Below are 22,125 nucleotides of genomic sequence, written 5' to 3'. Positions count from 1 at the left end.
CGGCGCGTGGGTGAAATACGCATCGAAAAGTTGGTTGCTCGGTCGATTCACAGCACAGCTCCACAGCAAAAGGTATCGGGTAGCGTCGAATCAAGTGGCGTCGGAATGGCTGACCCAGCCCTTGATCAGAATCGCCAGCGCCGCCAGCGCGGCTGGTACAACCAGCGCCGTCAACACTTGTTCAAAGCTCCAGCCCAGCCCCAGAAGGGTCGCGCCGGCCCAGGCCCCGAGGATCGCGCCGAAGCGGCCGATGCCCAGCATCCACGACACACCGGTCGCCCGGCCTTGGGTCGGGTAGAAACGCGCGGCCAGCGAAGGCATTGCCGACTGGGCGCCGTTGATGCACATGCCCGCCACCAGTACCAGTGTCGCCAGCACCGCGACATTGCCCAGGCTCTGGCCGACCAGCCAGGCGAATACGCCCGCCAGCGCATACGCCACGCCTATGACCTTGTGCGGATTGAAACGGTCCATGGCCCAGCCCACGCCCACTGCGCTAAGCACCCCGCCGAACTGGAACAGCGCGCCGATGAACGCCGACTGCTCCATGCTCGCGCCGCTGTCACGCATCAGGGTTGGCAGCCAGCTGGTCAACAGATAGACGATCACCAGGCCCATGAAATAGGTCAGCCACAGCAGCAGCGTACCGGCGCTGTACGTTCCGGAAAACACCACCTTGAACACGTTGCGGCTGCTGACGGTTTTCTGCTCCGGCACGCTGAAGTCCTTGGCCAGCGCCACGTCCGCAGGCGAGATGGGCGCCAGCACCTTGCGAATCCGCTCCGCGCCCCGATTGCGTACCACCAGAAAACGCGCCGATTCGGGCAGCCAGACCATCAGTACCAGCGCCAGCAGCAACGGCAATATTCCGCCCAGCAGCAACAGGCTTTGCCAGCCGAAGGCGGGGATCATCTTGGCGGAAACGAAGCCGCCGCAGGCCATGCCCAGGTTGAAACCGCAGAACATGCTGGTCACCAGCAGTGAACGAATGCGCTCCGGCGTGTATTCCGAAAGCAGAGTGGTGGCGTTGGGCATTGCGGCACCGAGCCCCAGGCCGGTCAGCAGACGCAGCACCAACAGCTGGTCAAGCGTGGTGCTGTAGGCCGAGGCCAGACTGAACGCACCGAACAGTAGCACTGCGACGACCAGCACCACCTTGCGCCCGAAACGGTCGGCCAGCGGGCCGGATCCGAGAGCACCGAACACCATGCCGATCAGCGCGGCGCTCATCACCGGGCCCAGGCTTGCACGGTTGATGCCCCAATCCTGGCTGAGCGCCGGGGCGATGAAGCCCATGGCCGCCGTATCGAGCCCGTCGAGGAAGACGATCAGAAAGCACAGGGCGACTACCCGCCACTGGTATGAAGATAACGGTTGGCTGTTGATGAACGTCTGTACGTCGAGCGTTCCGGTGACGGTTCCGCGAGCGGATAGGGTCATGGTTGTTACCTTTTATTTTTATAGGGTCGCCTGCCGATGCAGGCGCCGTGAAGCACACACAGGTCACTTTCGATCAGCATCAGCTTCCAAACTTCAGAAAGCGCAGCCTCAGAAATCAAAAAATACGGTTTCTTCTTCGCCCTGGACCCGGATATCAAAGCGATAAGCCGGTTTCCCGTCGACCGTGCACTGACGAGCGATCAGGGTTTCACGGCGTGGCGGTTGCTCAATCAGGTTAAGCACCGGATCAGCCGCATTGGCCTGTGCCTGATCGTCGAAATACAACCGGGTTTGCAGGTGGATATTGATACCACGGGCGAACAGCGAAACGTTGATATGCGGCGCCATCGGCACGCCAGCGGCGTTGCACACGGAACCGGGCTTGACGGTATGCATGATCCAGGTGCCATCGTCACCGGTTGCGGTGCGTCCGAAACCATTGAACGGCTTGAGCGGATCGTAGGTGCCGTCGTAAACGCCCTGATGGTCGGCCTGCCAGAACTCCAGATAGGCATCGCGAATCAGGTGGCCGTTGCCATCGAACACGTTGCCCAGCAGCACAATGTGCTCGCCAGGCGCGCCGGGCTTGGCCATGTCGTTCCAGATTTCCAGCTCGCGGACCGGATTTCCGGCCACTGCCAGCGCCAGGCCGATATGCACGTAAGGCCCCGCAGTCTGCGAAGGCGTTTCCTGCAGCAATTGAACAGGCATGTCGAAGCCTCCTCAGCAATTTTCGAAGTGGGTCTGACGCTGGCCGCGCAGGACGATGTCGAAGCGGTACGCCAGGCAATCCATCGGATTGCCCATGCCCATGTCCAGCCGCGCGATCAGGCTTTGCACCGCATCCGGATTGGTGATGGCCTTGACGATCGGGCACATCGGGATCAGCGGGTCGCCTTCGAAATACAGCTGGGTGATCAGCCGCGTGGCGATCGACGGGCCGCTCACTGACACGTGGATATGCGCCGGACGCCAGTCATTGGGGCCGTTGCGCCATGGATAAGGACCCGGCTTGACGGTTCGGAAGCTGTAGTTGCCGTCCCGGTCAGTCAGCGTACGCCCGACCCCGCCGAAATTGGGGTCGATGGGTGCCAGGTAGCTGTCGCGCTTGTGGCGATAACGTCCACCGGCATTGGCTTGCCAGATTTCCACCAACGTGTGCGGGACGGGCTTGCCGTACTGGTCGCAGACACGTCCCGCGACGATGATGCGCTCGCCGATAGGCAGGCCGCCATGATCGAAATTGAGCAGCAGGTCGTTGTCGTGCCGGCTCAGTTGCAGGTGCGAGAAATCAGGGCCGGTGGTTTCGGAAACCGATTGCGGAATGCTCACCAGCGCCTGGCGCGGCGAGCGGAGGATCGAGGTTTTGTAGTCAGGCGTCAGCGCCTTGGGGTGCCAGTTGCGATCACGAATGACGAAGCGGCTGTTGTCCGCGACAGACATGGCGTTCTCCCTTTTGTTGTTATGGGATTTGTTGTTACGGGAACGGAGCGCGCAAGGAGTGCTCTTGCGCTCAGGCCTGCGGCGGAGTGTCGCGCGGCGGGGGCAAAGCGAAAAATGAAAAATTCCACCGGAGCCATAACCATATGGTTATGTATAGCGCCCCTCGCGATAGTCCGCTGCTACGCTCTGGAGTTCGTCCACACACCACTCGGCAGCGCGCGACAAGGGAACCGCCGGGTTACTGCAGATGCCCACCGACCCGCCCGGCTCGCGAATTCCCATGTCCAGTTCGGCAAGCGCGCCGGCCTGCATATCCAGGACCACCGCGTCCAGCGGCGCAATCCAGATCGCGTCGCTGCACTGCACGTAGCGACGGCTGAGCGTCAAGGACAGGGTTTCCAGACGCTGGCGCGGTGGTTGAATGCCGTATTGCACGAACAGGCTGTCCGCGAACTTGCGAATTGTGGTGCCCGCCAGTGGCAGGACCAGCGGGAAATCCTCCAGGCTCTGGCGTCGGCGCGGCATCGTCAGCAGCGGGTGGCCGGCGCGCACCACAAGGGTCATGGATTCGTTGTACAGATGCTCGAAGGTCAGACCCTGAATCTGCGGGCTGTCGGTCATGCGACCGACCACCAGATCCAGTTCGCCGACGCGCAATTGCGACAACAGGTAAGCGCTGGGCCCGGTCATCACGCTGACGACCAGTGCCGGGTTGCGGGCATGGAGACGCTTGATCACTTCCGGTACCAGCAGACTCTCCACCGTGGATAGCACGCCCAGGCGCGCGGTCAGCGTTTCATGCTCGCCGGAACGCAGACTGTTCACGCCTTCGCGCAGCGCCTGCACGCTCGGCCCGGCAAAACGCATGAAGGCCACGCCGGCGTCGGTCAATGCCGCACCGCTCTTGCTGCGTACGAACAACGAAGTCTCCAGCAGACTTTCCAGCTCCTTGAGGGTCTTGGACAACGCGGGCTGACTGATCGACAACGCATCACAAGCCCGCGCCAGACTCCCTTGGCGGGCCACTTCGAGAAAGCACACCAGATGGCGAAACTTGATTCGGGTGTCGATATTCACTGCGCATTCAGCCTGGGAAGGTCGGGATAGGTTTTGGTTGCCTGCTACTTCACTTGCCCAGAAAAGAAGCGAGTTGCGGACCTTCGAATGGCCAATCGAGTTCTTCGCCGGTGTCCACTCGCCGGAGCACGGGAATCCGCAGGCAATACGCGTCGTAATGGCGCGGGTCGTCGGCGATGTCCACCAGCTCCACCAGCAGCCCGTGCTCAACGAACGGCAACAGCTCTGCTTCGGCAGCCTCACACAAATGGCACCCCAGGGTACCGAACAGCTGGCATTCAGGAAGCATTGACGCGTCCTCAAGCGGGGCGGAAATGTAAACCGGGGCCGATATTCTATTCCCGCACCGCGCAGGCGTCGAGGCAAAGCCTGCCTGCACGCCCGGCCCTGGCGCGGCCGCTCAGAGCGTTTCGCTGCCACTGCGCCAGTCGGGCTGGCGGAAGGCGCGCTCAGAGCCGGAGATCTTCATCGAGATGCGATCCAGCAGTTTTTCGGCATTGAGCTGCGTGAGGTTGCTGCTGATGGCGATGAACAGCAGACCCGCGACAACCGCGGCCGAAGGAATCCGGCCGGGCGAATGGTTATCCAGACACGCCAGAAACACGCAGGCCGCAATACCGCCCAGCAACGCCCCCGCCACTGCTTCGGCCAGCGGATGGATGAAGGGCGCGACGCAGAACACCGCAAACAGGCTACCCAGCACCAGCCCCAGAGCTGCCGCCGGCCAGCGCAACGCAGGCCGGACCTGGCGTACCAGCAGACTGAGCCCGACCGGCAGCATCAGACACATGTTCATCGCATGGCCACTCAGAACATAAATCCCAAGGCTTTCCAGCGCTACGCCCCAGCCTTTGAACAACACCTTGCTGACCACGACCACCGAGTAAGTCACCAGCAAGGTCAGGCCCCATAACAACGCCGAGCGCCTGGAGCGCATGGTCCACAGCCAGATCGCGATAACCAGCGCGGCAGGCAGCATCACCGAGATGCCGCCATATGGCGTAAACGTCTGTAACCCCATCCTCGTGCCTCGTGTCATGACTGTGCCAACAGCGCATCACAACAAAAGGCTGTCATCGGACGCCATACAAGATTTTCTATGACACTATCCCCGAAGCGCCGGTTTTAAAGCGCCGCTTGCTCAGCGCCCTGGCGCGATCCAGCAGCGGCAGGTCGGCCATCACGCCCGTGCCCGAAGGATTGCGAGGGGCCTTCAAGGAACCTTATGGAATCGGTCGCACTCGAAGCCTCCATACAGCCACCTAACGGAGAAAACCATGCCTAGCCAAACCGCACAGTACGCCCAGGAAGTCTTGAAGGCCGACTTTCAGGCCTTGGTTGCTGACACCGAAAAACTGCTTGAGCACACCGCCTCCCTGGCCGGTGAGCAGGCGGACGAGCTTCGGGACCAGATCCGTGAAAGCCTGTTGCGCGCCAAAGAGACCCTGAAAGACACTGAGCAATCGGTGCGTGCGCGTGGCGAAGCAGCAATCGTTGCAACGGAAGAATACGTGCAGACCAAACCCTGGCAGTCGGTCGGTATCGCCGCCGGCGCCGGTTTCCTGCTGGGCTTGCTGGTAACAAGGCGCTAAGTCATGACACTGGGAACGGATTCTGGGCCGCCAGCGGCGGACCAAAGCTCCTCACCGCGGCGCCTGGGCGCTGCTTTTCTTGGCCTGCTGCACAGCCACGTCGAACTGCTCGGCATCGAACTTCAGGAGCAGAAAGCCCGGACTGTCAGCCTTCTGCTGTTTGCAGGGCTGGCGCTGGTTTTCGCCCTGCTGCTGCTCACCGGCCTGTCCGCCTTGTTGCTGATCCTGTTGTGGGACAACTACCGAGTGGCCGGGATCGTCGGGTTGTGCGTGTTCTACTTCCTGGCCGCGGTGTTCTGCGGGCTGCGTCTGAAAGCGGCGATTTACGATGAATCGTCTCCGTTCAGCGCGACCCTGGAAGAACTGGCCAATGACCGTGAGCGATTGCTGCCATGAGTGAACCCAAATCGCATCAAGGCAATACCCGACGCGAACTGCGCAAGGCGCTGATCCGCCTGCGCATGGAAATGCACCGCCAGGAGATTCGCCACGAATCCACGCACCTGCTGCAGCCATTGCAACGTCTGCGCGGCATTCGTCATGACTGGAAAGGCGCTCTGGGCGTACGTCACGCGCCGCTGTGGGGGGTGGGCGTCGCGGCGATACTGGGCATGTTCAGCGGTCGGGCCGCCAAGACCCGCCGTTCAGACAAGTCCAGCACCGTGGGCAGCCTGGTCAAACTGGGCATTACCCTGCTGCCGCTGATCAAGGTCGCGATGCAGAACAGGCAGAACAAGACGCGCAGGCTCTGAGCCCGACCGTCAGATCTGCAGCTGCACGCAAAGCGGTCCCTGGCCGGCGACATGAATGCCCGCATCGGCGCTGCCGCAGCGGGCATTCCTGTTTTTGCCCCCGGACCGGCGAGCACGTACGTTGAGCCATGCCGCTCGGCAGACTACTGTTCATCTGCACCGACGGCGACAGACCTTGCGCACGGCGGATGGAACCCCGAAGCTAGGCCCATACCACTGATGGAGTGACCGCCTTGGATTGGCAAACCCTGCTTAACCGCGAACGCCTGGGCAAGACCCTGCACAGTCCTGAAGAACTGGGCCGCAGCCCGTTCCACAAGGATCACGACCGCATCATATTCTCGGGTGCTTTCCGTCGCCTGGGCCGCAAGACCCAAGTCCACCCGGTGTCGAGCAATGACCATATCCACACGCGCCTGACTCACTCGCTGGAAGTCAGCTGTGTCGGCCGTTCGCTGGGTATGCGCGTCGGAGAAACCCTGCGCGGCGCCCTGCCCGACTGGTGCGACCCCAGCGATCTGGGCATGGTCGTGCAATCGGCCTGCCTCGCCCACGACATCGGCAATCCGCCTTTCGGCCATTCCGGCGAAGATGCAATTCGCAACTGGTTCGCGCAGGCCGCCGGTCGCGGCTGGCTGGACGCGATGAGCGAGACCGAGCGTAACGACTTTCTCAATTTCGAAGGCAACGCTCAGGGTTTTCGCGTACTTACCCAGCTTGAATACCACCATTTCGACGGCGGCACACGCCTGACCTACGCCACCCTCGGCACGTACCTGAAATACCCGTGGACGGCTCGTCATGCCGATTCGCTGGGCTATAAGAAGCACAAGTTCGGCTGCTATCAGAGCGAACTGCCGATTCTTGAACAGATCGCCTCCCGACTGGGCATGCCCCAGCTGGAAGATGAACGCTGGGCGCGGCATCCACTGGTGTACCTGATGGAAGCGGCTGACGACATCTGCTACGCATTGATCGATCTCGAAGACGGCCTGGAAATGGACCTGCTCGAATACGCCGAGGTTGAGTCGCTGCTGTTGAGTCTGGTCGGGGACGACCTGCCGGAGACGTATCGTCAGCTCGGTCCGGCGGACTCGCGCCGACGCAAACTGGCGATCTTGCGCGGCAAGGCCATTGAGCACCTGACCAACGCCGCCGCCCGCGCTTTCGTTGAACAGCAGGACGCGCTGCTGGCCGGCACGCTGCCCGGCGATCTGGTCGAGCACATGCACGGGCCGGCCAAACGCTGTGTGCTGAGCGCCAAGGACATGGCGCGCAAGAAAATCTTCCAGGACAAGCGCAAGACTCTGCATGAGATCGGCGCCTATACCACGCTCGAAGTGCTGCTCAATGCGTTTTGCGGCGCGGCGGTCGAACAGTTCGGCGGACGCACGCCGTCCTTCAAACACCGGCGCATCCTCGACCTGCTGGGCAACAGCGCGCCGAGCCCCGACGCGCCACTGCACGCCGCGTTCCTGCGCATGATCGACTTCATCGCCGGCATGACTGACAGCTACGCCAGTGAGATGGCCCGCGAAATGACCGGCGGCGCAGGACATCACTGAACATTACTGAGGAATCAGGCTTCGACAGCTTGGGAAAAAACCCGTTGAGGCCAGGTTCCTCGTTAATGACACACCTAAACTTCAGACTCTCCCTACGTTTTTATCAGAAACGTCCTATCGCCCATCCGGGGCCGCGCCCCCAATAATCCCCGCACTCAACTGCCGCCCTGACGCGGCGACGCCCGTCGATCCGGCTCGATTCACTGCGCCGCGCCGAGCCCGATCCACCCCTTACGGCCGATGCTCCCGGAAGCCCCATGTTCAAACACAACCTGCGGATACTGCTGGTAGAAGATCACCCGTTCCAACTGATCGCCACCCAAATACTGCTCAACAACCACGGATACTTTCTGCTCACGCCCGCGTTGACCGCCGTGGAGGCCATTGCTGCCATGGAACGAAGTCCCGAGCCCTACGACCTGTTGTTGTGTGATCAATGCCTGCCTGACCTTACGGGGTTCGATCTGATCGACCACGCCTGCCGGCGCGGTTTCGTGCGTCAGGCAATCGTGCTCAGCGGGCTGGGCAGCGGACAGCTGCAAACGCTGGAGCATCTGGCACGCGAGCGCGGGTTGCCGTTACTGGGTTGCCTGAGCAAACCGCTTCACGGCCCTGATCTTTCCCGCTTGCTCACCAGACAGCCAGCCGAATGCTGAGCGGCCTTGCCAAAGACGTTACACAGCAAGACGCCCAGCCTGGGCCTTCCGGTTTACACAAATAAACACGTAGGAAGTTGCCGCTTCCGTTGGAGGATAATTCCAAAAGACGATAAACATCACACGCCGCTATAACTTTCCAGCGCAGTCAGCAGACAGGTCGCGCCATTAAACATTTTGTTCCAGACGTGGGCTTTTACGTACTCCAATACTCTAATTACTGTAGGAACCTTCCTATATATGCCCTCCGGGCCCCTCTGTTCATGTGCCTGTCTGAACATCTGAGATAAGGTGCGCGTTTTCTACGCTGCTTGTATGGATTGAACTATGAACTCAGTTTTTATCATCGACGACCATCCAGTTATTCGCCTGGCCGTGCGGATGCTGCTGGAAAACGAGAACTACGAAGTCGTCGGCGAGACGGATAACGGTGTGGACGCCATGCAGATGGTGCGTGAATGCATGCCGGACCTGATCATCCTCGACATCAGCATCCCCAAGCTCGACGGTCTGGAGGTACTGGCCCGGTTCAACGCCATGGGGCTTCCCTCGAAGATACTCGTGCTCACTTCGCAGACGCCGCACCTGTTCGCCATCCGTTGCATGCAGTCCGGCGCGGCTGGCTACGTCTGCAAACAGGAAGATCTGAGCGAGTTGCTCAGTTCGGTGAAGGCCGTATTATCCGGCTACAATTACTTCCCCAGTCAGGCCCTGGCTCCCGCCGTCGGCGAAGACGGCAAACCAAGCGAAACAGAACTTTTCAAGTTGGTGAACGACCGCGAACTCATGGTCCTGCAGTTATTTGCCCAGGGCCGATCCAACAAGGAGATCGCCAAGGGCATGTTCCTCAGTAACAAGACAGTCAGCACCTACAAGACTCGATTGATGCAAAAACTCCAGACCAAAACCCTGGTAGAACTTATCGAGATGGCAAAACGCAACGCGCTAGTGTGAGGGACCGGATGTCCAGGCGCTACAAACTGTTAATTACGCTCATCACGGGCTTCTGCCTGGGATGGGCGGCATCGTCCTCAAGCGCGGCGGATCATTTCATCCTGCTGGGGCGCTCAAGTCCGGCTCACATGGATGTGAAGCTCGACGGCAATCAATGGCGGTGGGTGCGCGGCAAGCGGGAGCTGATCCTTGGCACCTCGGCACCGGACTATCCGCCGTTCGACATCACGATCTCGGGCAACGACTACGAAGGCATAACCGCCGACTACGCAAGTATCATCTCCGCGGCGCTGGACCTGCCGGTCAGGGTCCAGCGTTTCGACAACCGCGCTGCGGCCATGGCGGCACTGAAACAAGGCCAGATCGATCTGCTTGGCAGTGCGAACGGCTTCGAAGCAATAGACCAGGGCATCCGGTTATCGCAGCCCTATGCAGTCGATCAGCCGGTGCTGGTCAGCCGCATCGGCGAAACCCGCTCGTTGACCGACGGGCTCAAAGGCATGCGGCTGAGCATGGTTTACCACTATCTCCCGCCCAAAATGGTCGAAGCGCTCTACCCTGATGCGTTGCTCACCACCTACCCCTCATTCCAGAACGCGATCAACGCGGTGGCGTTCAATCAGGCGGACGTATTTCTTGGCGACACCATTTCCACTCAGTACATCATTAACAAGGGCTATCTGAACAACGTGCAGATGGCCAACTTTGGCAAGCACGAGGCCAACGGTTTCAGCTTCGCCGTCAGCCAGCAAAACCCGACCCTGCTGGAGGTGATAAACCAGACGCTCAAGGCCATACCGGTCGATGAACGCATCGCCATCTCCAAGCGCTGGACCGCCGGCAGCGACCTGATGGTCACCGATCAGAAACTGCAACTCACCCCGCGCGAGGAACGCTGGATTGCTCGCCACCCCGAGGTGCGCGTGGTCATCAACGAAACCTATGCACCGCTGACCTTCTTCGACACCAATGGCCATTTCCGCGGCGTGACCGCCGACCTGCTGGAGCTGGTCCGTTTGCGTACCGGGCTGCGTTTCGAGGTACGACGCGCGCCGAGCATGGCCGACATGATGGATCAGGTGAGCCTGGGACAAGCCGATGTAATCGGCGCGCTGGTGGCCAGCGACGATCGCCAGGACCGGTTGAGCTTCACCCGCCCGTACGTCGAAAACTCGTTCGTGCTGTTGACGCTCAAGGGCGAAAGAAACCCCGCCTATCTGGAACAGATGGACGGCAAGCGACTGGCGTTGATCAAGGGCAGTCCACTGCTTCCCTGGCTCAAGCGTGAATTCCCGCGCATCGTGCCCGTCGAGGTCGACAACCCGTTCCAGGTGCTGGACATGCTGTCGCTGGGCCGAGTGGAAGGTGCGGTCACTTCGCTGCTGAGCGCCAACTACTTTCTGTCGTCGGGCATCTTCGGCCAGCGCCTGCAAATCACGGCAACGGTGGGCGAGGAACCCGCGCTGATTTCGATGGCCACCTCGCGCAATGCTCTGGAGCTGAGCTCGATACTCGACAAGGCGCTGGCCAGCATCGCCCCGCAGGAACTGGCAGCCATCAACAATCGCTGGCGGTCCTATGCCCATACCGGCGTGAACTGGCAAGACTACCAGCGGCTGATCTACCAGATTGTGCTGGGCGCCGGTGTGCTGTTGCTGGCGCTGCTGGCATGGAATGCCTACATGCGCCGACAGATCAAACAGCGCGAGGCCGCGGAGCGGGCGCTCAACGACCAGTTCGAATTCATGCGCGCCCTGGTGGATGGCACTCCTCATCCGATCTACGTGCGGGATCGCGGCGGGCTGTTGCGCATGTGCAATGACAGCTACCTCAAGGCGTTCGCCGCCCGCCGCGAGGACGTCATCGACAGGGCCGTCACCGAAGGGGTCCTCAGCAACGCTTCCGAGGCCCGTGAGTACGCCGCCGACTACCAGCGGGTCATGGCTACCGACACCGCCATGGTCCTGGACCGCACGCTGCACATCGGCGACCGGCACATGACCATCTACCACTGGATCCTGCCCTTTCGCGATTCGCTCGGCGTGGTACAGGGCGTCATTGGTGGCTGGATCGATATCAGCGAGCGTCGCGAACTGATCGAGGAGCTGCAGGCCGCCAAAGAGCAGGCCGACAATGCCAGCCGCGCCAAGAGCACCTTTCTGGCGACCATGAGCCATGAAATCCGCACGCCGATGAACGCAGTCATCGGCATGCTCGAACTGGCGCTCAAGCGCGCCGACCAGGGTGAACTGGACCGTGGCGCCATCGAGGTCGCCTACGGTTCGGCCAACGATCTGCTGGGCCTGATCGGCGACATCCTGGATATCGCGCGCATCGAATCCGGGCACCTGGCCCTCAGCCCGGAGCGCGCCAATCTGCGCCAGCTGGCGGAGTCGGTGGTGCGAGTGTTCGACGGCCTGGCCCGGCAGAAACGTCTGAATCTGGTCCTTGAACTGGACAGCCAGATCAACGGCGACGTGCTGATCGACCCGCTGCGGTTCAAGCAGGTGCTTTCCAATCTGGTGAGCAATGCGATCAAGTTCACCGCCCACGGCGAAGTGCGGGTCAGCCTGCAGGCCAGGGACGGCGCCGCGGCGCAACGGTTCCTGTTGGACCTGACGGTGCGCGACAGCGGCATCGGCATCAGCGCCGACGATCAGCGACGACTGTTCGAGCCCTTTGCGCAGGCCGACAACCATAGCCAGCAGGCTCGGGCCGGAGCCGGCCTGGGCCTGGTCATCTGCCGCAATCTCTGCCAGATGATGGGCGGAAGCCTGACGCTGGAAAGCGAACCGGGCCGCGGAACCACCGTACACATGACACTGGAGCTGACGCGCCTCGACCCACTCTCACCGCTGCCAGCCGCGCCGCAACCGGTGCCCCCGGCGACTCAGGCGCTGCGCATCCTCATCGTCGACGACCATCCGGCCAACCGTCTTCTGTTATGCCAGCAGCTGGATTTTCTCGGCCATCGTTGCGAGACCGCCGAACAGGGTGCCGACGGACTGGAGCGCTGGCAGGCGGAGCCGTTCGATCTGGTGATCGCTGACTGCAACATGCCGATCATGAACGGCTACGAGCTGACAAAAAGCATCCGCCGGCGCGAACAGGAAGACGGGCTGCCGCGATGCGCGATCTGGGGTTTCACCGCCAACGCTCAGCCCGAAGAGATCGAACGTTGTCTGCAAGCGGGAATGGACGATTGCCTGTTCAAGCCTGTCAGCCTGACGACGCTCAACGAGCGTCTGGCCACGCTTGACCCGACTGCCGGCACCGAACCTGACTTCAATATGGCCAGCGTCAGCAGCCTGACTGGCGGCCGCCCCGATATGGCTCAGCGCTTGCTCGCGCAACTGCTGAACAGCAGCCGTGAAGACCGGCTGATGCTGGCCGCATTATCGGAGGCAAGTGATCGGGAGCAGATCGGGGAAATGGCGCATCGCATCAAAGGTGCCGCGCGAATTATCCGCGCCTCACGTGTGATCAGGAGCTGTGAGGAGCTGGAAGATGCCTGCGGTCGGGAAGTACCGGACCGCCAGATCAGCCAACGACTCGAAGCCGTGAAACGGGCGATGTACGATCTGGAAAACGCTCTGGCGAGCGAGCAGGCACAGGCTGCAAGCGGTGCCTGAGAAGGATGGAGGTATTTTTTCGGAATGGAGCAATTTTGGGGATGGAGCTACTTTCGGGACGCAGGCATGAGGACGTGCTGCGCTGGAACCTGATGCATTTGAAACGACTGCGAGGGCGAAGCAAGGAAGCAGGCGCAGGGCCTGCTCCCCCAGACATCAAGCGACCGGGTTGATTTCTTTTTCCGGGTACCAGACGTCGATCAGCGGGCTGACAGTCATCTCGGTCAGTTCGCTGCGGCCTTTGAGCCAGGCTTCAACGGCAGCGCGTTGCTCTTCGTTGACCGAGCCACGCTTGCTCAGGCAGACCAGACCGAAGTCATCGCCGCCTACATAGCCAAGACCATTGGCTTCCATGGCTTCTTTCAAGAAAGCGTCGAGGAAAGCATCGATTGCCTGGTCATCCAGTTCTGGCTTGAAATCCAGGTTCAGCTCAAAACCCAGCTCCTGAAATTCATCGACGCAGAGCTTTTTGCGCAGACGGCGGGAACGGTTAGTGGCCATGGAACAATCCTCATAAATAAATACCGGGCGGCACTTTACCAGTTTGGCCCGGCAAAAGCCCGCGCAATGGAGATTCACCCCGATTGCAGAAAAAAGTTTCGGACGTTGCCATCGGTCTGTCACAACCCCGGCCCGCTTCGGGCATAATGCCGCCTGTTCACGGGCGAGCGCTTCTTTATTACCAAATGCCTCGCGCGATCTATATTTCTATCGAGGGAATCCATCCATGCCCTCATTTTTTCCCCTCTTTGCAGTAGGGTGTTATTTCCATGATCAAATCGTTGCGTCCTTTTCTGCTAGCGACCCTCATTTTCCCGCTGGCTCTTCCCGTTCAAGCCGCTGTCGTCAACACCACCCTGCCACCCAAGGTTCAACAGGCCCTCAAGGCCAGCAAGCTCGGCGACGACGCCCTGTCGCTAGTCATGCTGCCGCTCAACGGGCCGGGCACCCCGACCGTTTTCAATGCCGATGTGTCGGTCAACCCGGCCTCGACCATGAAGCTGGTCACCACCTACGCCGCGCTTGAAGTGCTCGGCCCGACCCACCAGTGGAAGACCGAGTTCTTCACCGACGGGACTCTGAGCAACGGCGTGCTGCGCGGCAACCTTTACCTCAAAGGTGGCGGCGACCCGAAGCTGAACATGGAGAAACTCTGGCTGCTGATGCGCGACCTGAGGGCTAACGGCGTGCAGCAGGTCACCGGGGATCTGGTGCTGGATCGCAGCCACTTCGTGCAGCCGCAGCTGCCGGTCTTCAACGATGATGGCAACGACGTGAACAAGCCGTTTCTGGTCAAGCCCGACGCCTTGATGGTCAATCTCAAGGCACTGCGCTTCGTGACCCGAAACGACGACGGCAAGATTCTGGTTTCGGTCGAACCGCCTATCGCCACGGTCCGTATCGACAATCAGGTCAAGGCCGCTGCCACCAAGCAGTGCAACGGCGAGGTGCGCTACAACCCGGTGACCCAGCCTGACGGCAGCGTCAACGTGACGGTCAGCGGTCAGCTGGGCAACGGTTGCAACTCGCAGACCTACCTGTCGCTGCTCGACCATCCCACCTATGCCGCCGGGGCAGTGCGGGCCATCTGGCAGGAACTGGGCGGGACCATTCTGGGCAAGGATCGTGTCGACGTGGTGCCAGGCAACGCGAAGTTGCTCGCCAAGGCTTTTTCGCCGGACCTTGTCGAAGTGATTCGTGACATCAACAAATACAGCAACAACACCATGGCGCAGCAGCTGTTCCTGAGCCTGGGCCAGGAATTCCGCAACGAAGCCGATGGCGATGACGCCAAGGCCGCGCAGCGCGTGGTGCGCCAGTGGCTGGCGAAAAAGGGCATCACCGCGCCGCATCTGGTGATGGAAAACGGTTCAGGTCTGTCACGTGCCGAACGGGTCAGCGCGCGTGAAATGGCAGTGATTCTGCAAGCCGCGTGGCGCAGCCCATACGCTGCCGAGTTCATGAGTTCCATGCCGCTCGCCGGCATGGACGGCACCATGCGCAAGCGTCTCAAGCGCACGCCGGTGCTGGGGCAGGCCCATATCAAGACCGGCACGTTGAATACCGTGCGCGCCATCGCAGGCTTCAGCCGCGACAGCAACGGCAATACCTGGGCGGTGGTCGCCATCCTCAACGACCCTCGTCCATTCGGTGCCTCATCGGTGCTGGACGAAGTGCTGGTCGAGTTGTACCGACAGCCAAAGCTGACCAACACCACCGTGTCGATCGAACAGCCCTGAGGCTTTAGCGGCGCTGTGGGAGCCAGCTTGCTGGCGAGTGCTGCTGGTCAGACGATGCAGACGTGTGGGCTGAACCGGCACTCTCGCCAGCAAGCTGGCTCCCACGGGCTTGAGTCTGACTTGAGCTAAGGGCGATGCCCTGCTGCCGCTACGCGCCAGATCGTTGGATTGTCTCGCCAGCAAGCTGGCTCCCACAGTTAACTGAGCTGGCTCCCGCACGAATATGAGCTGCTTACGTTTTGTGGGAGCCAGCTTGCTGGCGAGTGCTGCTAGTCAGACGACACAGACGTGTGGGCTGAACCGGCACTGTCGCCAGCAAGCTGGCTCCCACAACAAGCTGGCTCCCGCACGCACATGGTTGCAGGAGCCGCAGTTCAAGCCTTGGCGGTGATCTTCCAGGCACGGTGGATCTTGCTGTTTCGGGCGAAATCCTGGTCGATAGTCTGCGCGGTGATTTCTTCGACGGCGTAGCGCTGTCCCAGATTCTCGTCCAGCACGAACTTGCGGAAGTTGTTGGAGAAGTACAGCACGCCGCCCGGCGCGAGCCGCGCCATGGCCAGGTCCAGCAGCTCGACCTGATCACGCTGCACATCAAAGACGCCTTCCATGCGCTTGGAATTGGAAAAGGTCGGCGGGTCGATGAAGATCAGGTCGTACTCGTCACGCGAAGCCTGCAGCCAGGCCATCACGTCGCCCTGCTCCAGACGGTTCTTGTCCGAGAACCCGTTGAGCGACAGGTTGCGCCGTGCCCAGTCCAGATAGGTGCGTGACAGGTCGACGCTGGTCGTGCTGCGCGCACCACCCTTGGCCGCATGCACACTGGCGGTTGCCGTATAGCAGAACAGGTTGAGGAAGCGCTTGCCGGCCGCTTCGCGCTGGATGCGCATGCGCATCGGGCGGTGGTCGAGGAACAGGCCTGTATCCAGGTAATCGGTCAGATTGACCAGCAGCTTCACCCCGCCTTCGTTCACTTCCAGAAACTGGCCCTGGGAACTCTGACGCTCGTACTGCCGGGTGCCGCTCTGGCGCTCGCGGCGCTTGATCACTACCCGGCTCTTGTCGATGTTCAGCGCCTGTGGAATGGCGGCCAGCGCATCGAACAATCGCGCCGAGGCTTTTTCCGGATCGACGGACTTCGGCGCGGCGTATTCCTGCACATGCACCCAGTCATGGTACAGATCGATGGCCAGCGAGTACTCGGGCATGTCTGCGTCGTACACGCGGTAGCATTCAATGCCCTCGCGGCGCACCCATTTGCCCATCAGCTTGAGATTCTTCTGCAGACGATTGGCGAACATCTGCCCGCCTTCGCTCAGCCGCGCCTGCTCCACGACGACGGGCGCCGGCTTGATCGGGTTGCCGTTCTTGTTGAACCGCTTTTCGCCCGAGGCCTCACTCGAAGCTTCACTTGATGCTTCGACCGCAGCCTCGCGTTCGGTCTGGCGCTGTTCGGCAGTACCACGCTCGCCGGTGACGAACTGATCGGGCAGCACCTTGATCAACAGCAGCTTGCAGGGCAGCGCGCCGTTCCAGAATGAATACTGCTTGTGGCTGCGAATACCCATGCGCTTGCCCAGATCCGGCGCGCCGGTGAATACCGCCGCTTCCCAGTTCAGACAGGCCTGACGCAGGCGCTCGCCCAGGTTCTGGTAGAGATACAACAGGCTGGCTTCATCACCGAGGCGCTCGCCGTAGGGCGGGTTGCAGATCACCAGACCTTTCTGGTTCTGATCCGGGCGCGGCTCGAATGTCGCCACTTCGCCCTGATAGACCTTGATCCATTCGCTCAGGCCGGCGCGTTCGATGTTGTTGCGGCCCGGCTGAATCAGCCGCGGATCGGCTTCATAGCCCCGAATCCACAAAGGCGGACGTGCCAGACCGGCCTGCGCACGCGCCAGTGCTTCGTCGTGCAGCTTGCGCCACAGCGCCGGTACGTGGCCCAGCCACGCCGAGAAACCCCAGCGCTCGCGCTTGAGATTGGGTGCGATGTCGGCCGCGATCATGCCCGCTTCGACCAGGAAGGTGCCAACCCCGCACATCGGGTCCGCCAGCGCGCCGCCTTCCGCGGCGATGCGCGGCCAGCCGGCACGGATGAGGATCGCCGCCGCCAGGTTTTCCTTGAGCGGCGCGGCCCCCTGCTGCAGGCGATAACCGCGCTGGTGCAGGCTGTGGCCCGACAGGTCCAGCGACAGAATCGCCTCGCCACGGTCCAGCCGCAGATGCACGCGCAAATCCGGGTTGATCTTGTCGACCGAAGGACGCTCGCCGTCGGGCGTGCGCAGCTTGTCGACGATGGCGTCCTTGACCTTCAGGGCACCGAAGTGGGTGTTGTCGATGCCGGAGCCGTGACCGCTGAATTCGACAGCGATAGTACCGTCCGCTTCGAGATGGTCCTGCCACTCGATGTCCAGCACGCCGTGGTAGAGGTCTTCGGCGTCCTTCATCGGGAAGCGTTTGAGCACCAGCAGCACGCGGTTCGCCAGGCGCGACCACAGGCACAGCCGGTAAGCAGTCTCCATGTCGGCCATGCCGCGGATGGCAGAGGTATGTTCGCGGCCTTCCTCAAGGCCAAGGCTCGCGGCCTCTTCGGCTAGCAGCCCTTCGAGGCCTTTGGGGCAAGTGAGGAAAAGTTCGTAGCGATCCGACATGTGTATTCCAGGGCCTGAGCCGTCAGCGGCGGGCAACGCATTGCCCTACCAGATTCAAAACAGGCGCCTTTCAGGGAGAACGCCTGCGTGGCACGCGAATGTGTGCCGGTCCGCCGTATGCCAACTCATGGCATTACGGCAGCAATCATTATTTACAAACTGCATAAGCTACCCGTGAAGGTAGGCAATTTTGCAATTTCTCGTGACCTTTCGTCGCCTTAACCATTCGGATACGGAGCAATCGGCTATCGCCGCAGGTCACGCCCCGTTCGCCTGCAGCCCACGGGTCAGCAGGGTTGCACGGTAAATAATTCTTATTTTGCCGTCCTGCTTATCGCCCCAGACGCCGGAATGTGACGTGCTTATGACAAAACGGTCATTCACAGCACCTGGTGCTTTGGTTAGAAATCACCTCAGGTCGTCACTGCAATGGTAACGACACCAAGGCCCGCGACGCCGGCAGCGGGCACCAACGGCAGAACTTTCTGCCCGACCTCACCATGAGGTCCAAGGGATGTAACAGTCAACAGACGAGGGCAATACCCTATGAGAAGACTTAAGCGTGATCCGTTGGAAAGAGCATTTTTACGCGGATATCAGTACGGCGTTCATGGTAAATCCCGTGAACTTTGCCCTTTTACTCTGCCCTCGGTACGCCAGGCATGGATCAACGGCTGGCGAGAAGGACGTGGCGACAATTGGGACGGTATGACCGGTACTGCGGGAATCCACAGACTCAACGAACTTCACGCGGTCGGATGAGGTAATTCCGACCAGTCCATCAAGACCCATCGACTGATCTTCACCTTCGCACCATGCACGCCCCACCCGGGCGGCGGGCTTAGACCCGGGGGCTCTTGATGAGCCCCCTTCTCCCTGCAATCCACTCAGCCTCGTGACATTGCGGCAATCGCATCGACTGACTCGCGAATCAGCGCCGGCCCTTTGTAAATGAACCCGGAATACACCTGAACCAGGCTCGCGCCAGCCGCGATCTTCTCGGCCGCGTGCCGCCCTTCGGTAATGCCGCCCGCCGCGATGATCGGCATACGCCCGGCCAGTTCGCCGGCCAGCATCCGCACAGTGTGGGTGCTCTTCTCACGCACAGGCGCACCCGACAGACCGCCTGCTTCGTCGGCGTGCGGCAATCCTGCAACGCCCTCGCGGCTCAGGGTGGTGTTGGTGGCGATGACCGCATCCATCCCCGATTCGATCAGCGCGGCGGCGACCAGCACGGTTTCCTCGTCGGTCATGTCCGGAGCGATCTTGATCGCCAGCGGAACGCGCTTGCCGTGCGCCAGGGTCAGCTCCTGTTGTCGCTTGCTCAACGCTTCGAGCAGCTGTTTGAGCGAATCGCCGAATTGCAGGCTGCGCAGGCCCGGCGTGTTCGGCGAGCTGACGTTGACCGTGATGTAGCTGGCATGGGCATAGACCTTGTCCAGGCAGATCAGGTAGTCGTCGACCGCGCGCTCAACGGGCGTATCGAAATTCTTGCCGATGTTGATACCCAGCACGCCATTGAAACGCGCCGCCTGCACACGGCCGAGCAGGTGATCGACGCCCAGATTGTTGAAGCCCATGCGATTGATGATCGCCTCGGCATTTGGCAGGCGGAAGATTCGCGGCTTGGGATTGCCCGGTTGCGGGCGTGGCGTCACAGTACCGATCTCGACAAAGCCGAAACCCAGTTGCGCGAAGCCGTCGATGGCCGCGCCGTTCTTGTCCAGCCCGGCCGCCAGACCGACAGGGTTGGGAAACTGCAGTCCCATGACCGTCACCGGCAGGCTGACGGGCGCCTTGCACATCAGCCCATTGAGGCCCAGCCGCCCGCCGGCACCGATCAGGTCGAGCGACAGATCGTGGGAGGTTTCCGGGGAGAGTTTGAACAATAACTGGCGGGCCAGGTTATACATGGGCGGGCTAGGCTCGTGAGAAGCTGAATTCAGGGCGCGATTATAGCCGTGTGAAGGCCGCGCAGGCGAGATGCACGGCAAACTTAGCCGTAGCGGCGCGTGCCTGCCCGCGCGCTGGCATATGCCTTGCTTCAACCAGATATCGACACTGTCTCCAACGGCGGAGCAGTGCATGGACAATGGCGTTGCCTGGGCCCTTGCTTGATGCAGTGGGCCGAGCGACGCCTTTTTTATGGACGTGATCTTGATGAAGCAAGCCCTATGAACACACCGAAACGCAATCCGCTCGCGTGGGTGGCCGGCAGCGATGCGCCGGAGATGTCCAGTGTCGACCTGGGCTTCATGGCGCTCACCGATTGTGCCTCACTTGTTGTCGCCGCCACACAGGGATTTGCCCAGCCGTATGGTCTGACCCTCAACCTCAAGCGCCAGACCTCGTGGTCCGGCCTGCGCGACAAACTGGTCAGCGGCCAGTTGCAGGCCGCGCACAGTCTGTACGGCATGACCTACGCAGTCGAGTTGGGCATCGGCGGCGGTCCGGCGACCGACATGGCGATTCTCATGGGGCTGAATCAGAACGGCCAGTGCATCAACCTGTCCCGTCCGCTTCAGGACGCCGGCGTGGTCACTCCTGAGGCACTTGACAGGCGCGCGCACCAAAGCGGATCAAAACTGACCTTTGCGCAGACCTTCCCCACCGGCAACCATGCCATGTGGCTCTACTATTGGCTCGCCAGCCAGGGCATCCATCCGTTGGAGGATGTCGACAGCGTGGTCGTGCCGCCACCGCAAATGGTCGAACACCTGCAAGCCGGCCGCATCGATGGCTTCTGCGTCGGCGAACCCTGGGGCGCCAGCGCCGTATCACGCGAGCTGGGCTTCACCATGGCCACGAGCCAAGCGATCTGGCCCGACCATCCCGGCAAGGTGCTGGGCTGTACCCGGGAGTTCGTCGAACAGAATCCCAACACCGCCCGCGCGCTGATCATGGCGGTCATCGAGGCAAGCCGGTTCATCGAGCAAAGCCCGGAAAACCGCCGCAGTACCGCCCAGCTGCTGAGCGGCGCAGAATACCTGGACGCGCCGCTGGACTGTATCGAGCCACGGCTGTTCGGTCGCTACAGCGACGGTTTGGGGAACCAATGGCAGGACAACCACGCAGTGCGCTTCCATGGCGCAGGCGAAGTGAATTTCCCATGGCTGTCGGACGGCATGTGGTTCATGACCCAGTTCCGCCGCTGGGGCCTGCTGCGCGACGACCCCGATTATCTGGCGGTAGCCAGCCGCGTACAGCAACTGGCGCTCTATCGCCAGGCGGCGGAGGCGCTCGGCATCGATATTCCAGCCACACCGCTGCGCAGCAGTCAGCTGATCGACGGCAAGATCTGGGATGGCAGCGACCCGAGGGCCTACGCGCGCAGCTTCAAGCTGCATGCGATGGCCGAACGCTCACCCGTCGCCAGTCATTGAGGAGGCCAGAAGATGCTGCGTATTTTGCTGATCAATGACACGGCAAAGAAAGTCGGGCGCCTGAAGGCCGCTTTGAGCGAAGCGGGTTTCGAGGTAATCGATGAATCGGGTCTGATGATTGACCTGCCCGCCCGTGTTCAGGCCTTGCGCCCGGATGTGATTCTGATCGATACCGAGTCGCCGGGCCGCGATGTACTGGAACAAGTGGTGCTGGTCAGCCGCGACCAGCCGCGGCCGATCGTCATGTTTACCGATGAACACGATCCCGGCGTCATGCGTCAGGCGATCAAGTCAGGGGTCAGCGCCTACATCGTTGAAGGCATCCACGCCCAGCGCTTGCAGCCGATTCTCGACGTTGCCATGGCCCGTTTCGAAAGCGACCAGGCGCTGCGCGCGCAGCTTCAGGCCCGCGACCAGCAACTGGCCGAGCGCAAACGCATCGAACTGGCCAAGGGCTTGCTGATGAAGATGAAGGATTGCAACGAAGAAGAGGCCTATACCTTGATGCGTCGCCAGGCGATGAGCCGTCAGCAGAAGCTGATTCAGGTGGCCGAGCAGATCATTGCGATGAGCGAATTGCTTGGATAGAACCACATTGCCTGCCGGGCGGATTGGGGAGCCCTGGCGCGCAGCGCCAGTTCCAGACGCCTCCCATCACCGCTGCTACGGAAAAGCATGACGCCCTTCCGAATCTGGCCCACCTCTTGCTAAACAAACATCACCGGTAGCCAAAGGCGGTTGCC

Annotated in this window: 20 protein-coding genes; 11 read left to right on the top strand and 9 right to left on the bottom strand. The window is 61.4% G+C overall.

What is annotated here, in order from left to right; genetic code table 11:
* Positions 1-90 precede the first annotated feature (90 nt).
* From J3P77_RS09225 to J3P77_RS09200, 6 genes are all read right to left on the bottom strand, one after another.
* Positions 91-1,440 (bottom strand): MFS transporter, encoded by a 1,350-nt coding sequence (locus tag J3P77_RS09225; protein ID WP_434681250.1) that lies wholly within the window; start codon positions 1,438-1,440, stop codon positions 91-93.
* Between the two features lie 108 nt (positions 1,441-1,548).
* Positions 1,549-2,151, bottom strand: coding sequence for a protocatechuate 3,4-dioxygenase subunit alpha (gene pcaG, locus J3P77_RS09220; protein ID WP_434681249.1), 603 nt, complete (start codon positions 2,149-2,151; stop codon positions 1,549-1,551).
* A 12-nt stretch (positions 2,152-2,163) separates the two neighbouring features.
* On the bottom strand, positions 2,164-2,883 hold the full coding sequence (gene pcaH / locus J3P77_RS09215) for a protocatechuate 3,4-dioxygenase subunit beta (RefSeq protein WP_434681248.1): 720 nt from the start codon (positions 2,881-2,883) through the stop codon (positions 2,164-2,166).
* A 147-nt stretch (positions 2,884-3,030) separates the two neighbouring features.
* Positions 3,031-3,960 carry a pca operon transcription factor PcaQ gene (gene pcaQ / locus J3P77_RS09210; protein ID WP_434681247.1) on the bottom strand — a complete coding sequence of 310 codons (930 nt, stop codon included), beginning with the start codon at positions 3,958-3,960 and terminating at the stop codon, positions 3,031-3,033.
* Between the two features lie 49 nt (positions 3,961-4,009).
* Positions 4,010-4,249: a glutaredoxin family protein gene (locus J3P77_RS09205; RefSeq protein WP_434681246.1), complete on the bottom strand. Its 240-nt coding sequence runs from the start codon at positions 4,247-4,249 to the stop codon at positions 4,010-4,012.
* 111 nt (positions 4,250-4,360) lie between these two features.
* Complete coding sequence (locus J3P77_RS09200; RefSeq protein WP_434681245.1) at positions 4,361-4,981, bottom strand: hypothetical protein; 621 nt, start codon at positions 4,979-4,981, stop codon at positions 4,361-4,363.
* Positions 4,982-5,237: 256 nt separating this feature from the next.
* Here J3P77_RS09200 and J3P77_RS09195 point away from each other — a divergent pair, with 256 nt between their 5' ends.
* The 7 genes from J3P77_RS09195 (at position 5,238) to J3P77_RS09165 (ending at position 13,111) form a co-directional block, all read left to right on the top strand.
* Complete coding sequence (locus J3P77_RS09195) at positions 5,238-5,552, top strand: DUF883 family protein (RefSeq protein ID WP_434681244.1); 315 nt, start codon at positions 5,238-5,240, stop codon at positions 5,550-5,552.
* A gap of 3 nt (positions 5,553-5,555) precedes the next feature.
* On the top strand, positions 5,556-5,948 hold the full coding sequence (locus J3P77_RS09190; RefSeq protein WP_434681243.1) for a phage holin family protein: 393 nt from the start codon (positions 5,556-5,558) through the stop codon (positions 5,946-5,948).
* The gene (locus J3P77_RS09185; protein WP_434681241.1) at positions 5,945-6,304 is read left to right on the top strand and encodes a hypothetical protein; all 360 of its coding nucleotides are present in this window, start codon (positions 5,945-5,947) and stop codon (positions 6,302-6,304) included. The genes J3P77_RS09190 and J3P77_RS09185 overlap by 4 nt, the downstream gene beginning before the upstream one ends.
* Before the next feature lie 233 nt (positions 6,305-6,537).
* Positions 6,538-7,869: a deoxyguanosinetriphosphate triphosphohydrolase gene (locus J3P77_RS09180; RefSeq protein WP_434681239.1), complete on the top strand. Its 1,332-nt coding sequence runs from the start codon at positions 6,538-6,540 to the stop codon at positions 7,867-7,869.
* Positions 7,870-8,126: 257 nt separating this feature from the next.
* Positions 8,127-8,525: a response regulator gene (locus tag J3P77_RS09175; protein ID WP_434681238.1), complete on the top strand. Its 399-nt coding sequence runs from the start codon at positions 8,127-8,129 to the stop codon at positions 8,523-8,525.
* Positions 8,526-8,852: 327 nt separating this feature from the next.
* Complete coding sequence (locus J3P77_RS09170) at positions 8,853-9,479, top strand: response regulator (RefSeq protein ID WP_434681236.1); 627 nt, start codon at positions 8,853-8,855, stop codon at positions 9,477-9,479.
* Between the two features lie 8 nt (positions 9,480-9,487).
* Entirely contained in the window at positions 9,488-13,111 is a 3,624-nt protein-coding gene (locus J3P77_RS09165) for a transporter substrate-binding domain-containing protein (protein ID WP_434681234.1), read from the top strand.
* Positions 13,112-13,267: 156 nt separating this feature from the next.
* On the opposite strand, the gene J3P77_RS09160 is transcribed toward J3P77_RS09165, so the two are convergent.
* On the bottom strand, positions 13,268-13,612 hold the full coding sequence (locus J3P77_RS09160; protein ID WP_434681233.1) for a YggL family protein: 345 nt from the start codon (positions 13,610-13,612) through the stop codon (positions 13,268-13,270).
* Positions 13,613-13,881: 269 nt separating this feature from the next.
* On the opposite strand from J3P77_RS09160, the gene dacB reads away from it, so the two are divergent.
* On the top strand, positions 13,882-15,351 hold the full coding sequence (gene dacB / locus J3P77_RS09155) for a D-alanyl-D-alanine carboxypeptidase/D-alanyl-D-alanine endopeptidase (RefSeq protein ID WP_434681232.1): 1,470 nt from the start codon (positions 13,882-13,884) through the stop codon (positions 15,349-15,351).
* Between the two features lie 374 nt (positions 15,352-15,725).
* Here the strand turns inward: dacB and rlmKL are convergent, their stop codons facing one another.
* Positions 15,726-17,999 carry a bifunctional 23S rRNA (guanine(2069)-N(7))-methyltransferase RlmK/23S rRNA (guanine(2445)-N(2))-methyltransferase RlmL gene (gene rlmKL, locus J3P77_RS09150; protein ID WP_434681230.1) on the bottom strand — a complete coding sequence of 758 codons (2,274 nt, stop codon included), beginning with the start codon at positions 17,997-17,999 and terminating at the stop codon, positions 15,726-15,728.
* Between the two features lie 546 nt (positions 18,000-18,545).
* Between rlmKL and rmf the strand changes: the two genes are divergently transcribed.
* Positions 18,546-18,761 carry a ribosome modulation factor gene (rmf, locus tag J3P77_RS09145; protein ID WP_002553055.1) on the top strand — a complete coding sequence of 72 codons (216 nt, stop codon included), beginning with the start codon at positions 18,546-18,548 and terminating at the stop codon, positions 18,759-18,761.
* Between the two features lie 125 nt (positions 18,762-18,886).
* Here rmf and J3P77_RS09140 read toward each other — a convergent pair whose 3' ends face one another.
* Complete coding sequence (locus J3P77_RS09140; RefSeq protein WP_434681229.1) at positions 18,887-19,912, bottom strand: quinone-dependent dihydroorotate dehydrogenase; 1,026 nt, start codon at positions 19,910-19,912, stop codon at positions 18,887-18,889.
* A 261-nt stretch (positions 19,913-20,173) separates the two neighbouring features.
* Between J3P77_RS09140 and J3P77_RS09135 the strand changes: the two genes are divergently transcribed.
* Together J3P77_RS09135 and J3P77_RS09130 are read left to right on the top strand one after the other, a co-directional pair.
* The gene (locus tag J3P77_RS09135; protein ID WP_434681228.1) at positions 20,174-21,382 is read left to right on the top strand and encodes a CmpA/NrtA family ABC transporter substrate-binding protein; all 1,209 of its coding nucleotides are present in this window, start codon (positions 20,174-20,176) and stop codon (positions 21,380-21,382) included.
* 12 nt (positions 21,383-21,394) lie between these two features.
* Positions 21,395-21,970 carry an ANTAR domain-containing response regulator gene (locus tag J3P77_RS09130; protein WP_434681227.1) on the top strand — a complete coding sequence of 192 codons (576 nt, stop codon included), beginning with the start codon at positions 21,395-21,397 and terminating at the stop codon, positions 21,968-21,970.
* Positions 21,971-22,125: the final 155 nt, after the last annotated feature.

The organism is Pseudomonas sp. R1-18, assembly GCF_051132095.1.
In the GTDB taxonomy this organism is placed as follows: domain Bacteria; phylum Pseudomonadota; class Gammaproteobacteria; order Pseudomonadales; family Pseudomonadaceae; genus Aquipseudomonas.
The sequence above is the reverse complement of the archived record's forward strand: the minus strand, read 5'-3'. Positions and strand labels throughout refer to the sequence as shown.

Excerpts from the sequence above, each read along its gene's own strand:
- pcaG (WP_434681249.1), bottom strand. The coding sequence starts at position 2,151 with ATGCCTGTTCAATTGCTGCAGGAAACGCCTTCGCAGACTGCGGGGCCT.
- J3P77_RS09170 (WP_434681236.1), top strand. The coding sequence starts at position 8,853 with ATGAACTCAGTTTTTATCATCGACGACCATCCAGTTATTCGCCTGGCC.
- J3P77_RS09185 (WP_434681241.1), top strand. The coding sequence starts at position 5,945 with ATGAGTGAACCCAAATCGCATCAAGGCAATACCCGACGCGAACTGCGC.
- J3P77_RS09130 (WP_434681227.1), top strand. The coding sequence starts at position 21,395 with ATGCTGCGTATTTTGCTGATCAATGACACGGCAAAGAAAGTCGGGCGC.
- J3P77_RS09200 (WP_434681245.1), bottom strand. The coding sequence starts at position 4,981 with ATGGGGTTACAGACGTTTACGCCATATGGCGGCATCTCGGTGATGCTG.
- rlmKL (WP_434681230.1), bottom strand. The coding sequence starts at position 17,999 with ATGTCGGATCGCTACGAACTTTTCCTCACTTGCCCCAAAGGCCTCGAA.
- J3P77_RS09205 (WP_434681246.1), bottom strand. The coding sequence starts at position 4,249 with ATGCTTCCTGAATGCCAGCTGTTCGGTACCCTGGGGTGCCATTTGTGT.
- pcaH (WP_434681248.1), bottom strand. The coding sequence starts at position 2,883 with ATGTCTGTCGCGGACAACAGCCGCTTCGTCATTCGTGATCGCAACTGG.
- rmf (WP_002553055.1), top strand. The coding sequence starts at position 18,546 with ATGAGAAGACTTAAGCGTGATCCGTTGGAAAGAGCATTTTTACGCGGA.
- J3P77_RS09175 (WP_434681238.1), top strand. The coding sequence starts at position 8,127 with ATGTTCAAACACAACCTGCGGATACTGCTGGTAGAAGATCACCCGTTC.
- dacB (WP_434681232.1), top strand. The coding sequence starts at position 13,882 with ATGATCAAATCGTTGCGTCCTTTTCTGCTAGCGACCCTCATTTTCCCG.
- J3P77_RS09135 (WP_434681228.1), top strand. The coding sequence starts at position 20,174 with ATGAACACACCGAAACGCAATCCGCTCGCGTGGGTGGCCGGCAGCGAT.
- J3P77_RS09225 (WP_434681250.1), bottom strand. The coding sequence starts at position 1,440 with ATGACCCTATCCGCTCGCGGAACCGTCACCGGAACGCTCGACGTACAG.
- J3P77_RS09190 (WP_434681243.1), top strand. The coding sequence starts at position 5,556 with ATGACACTGGGAACGGATTCTGGGCCGCCAGCGGCGGACCAAAGCTCC.
- J3P77_RS09160 (WP_434681233.1), bottom strand. The coding sequence starts at position 13,612 with ATGGCCACTAACCGTTCCCGCCGTCTGCGCAAAAAGCTCTGCGTCGAT.
- J3P77_RS09195 (WP_434681244.1), top strand. The coding sequence starts at position 5,238 with ATGCCTAGCCAAACCGCACAGTACGCCCAGGAAGTCTTGAAGGCCGAC.
- J3P77_RS09140 (WP_434681229.1), bottom strand. The coding sequence starts at position 19,912 with ATGTATAACCTGGCCCGCCAGTTATTGTTCAAACTCTCCCCGGAAACC.
- J3P77_RS09165 (WP_434681234.1), top strand. The coding sequence starts at position 9,488 with ATGTCCAGGCGCTACAAACTGTTAATTACGCTCATCACGGGCTTCTGC.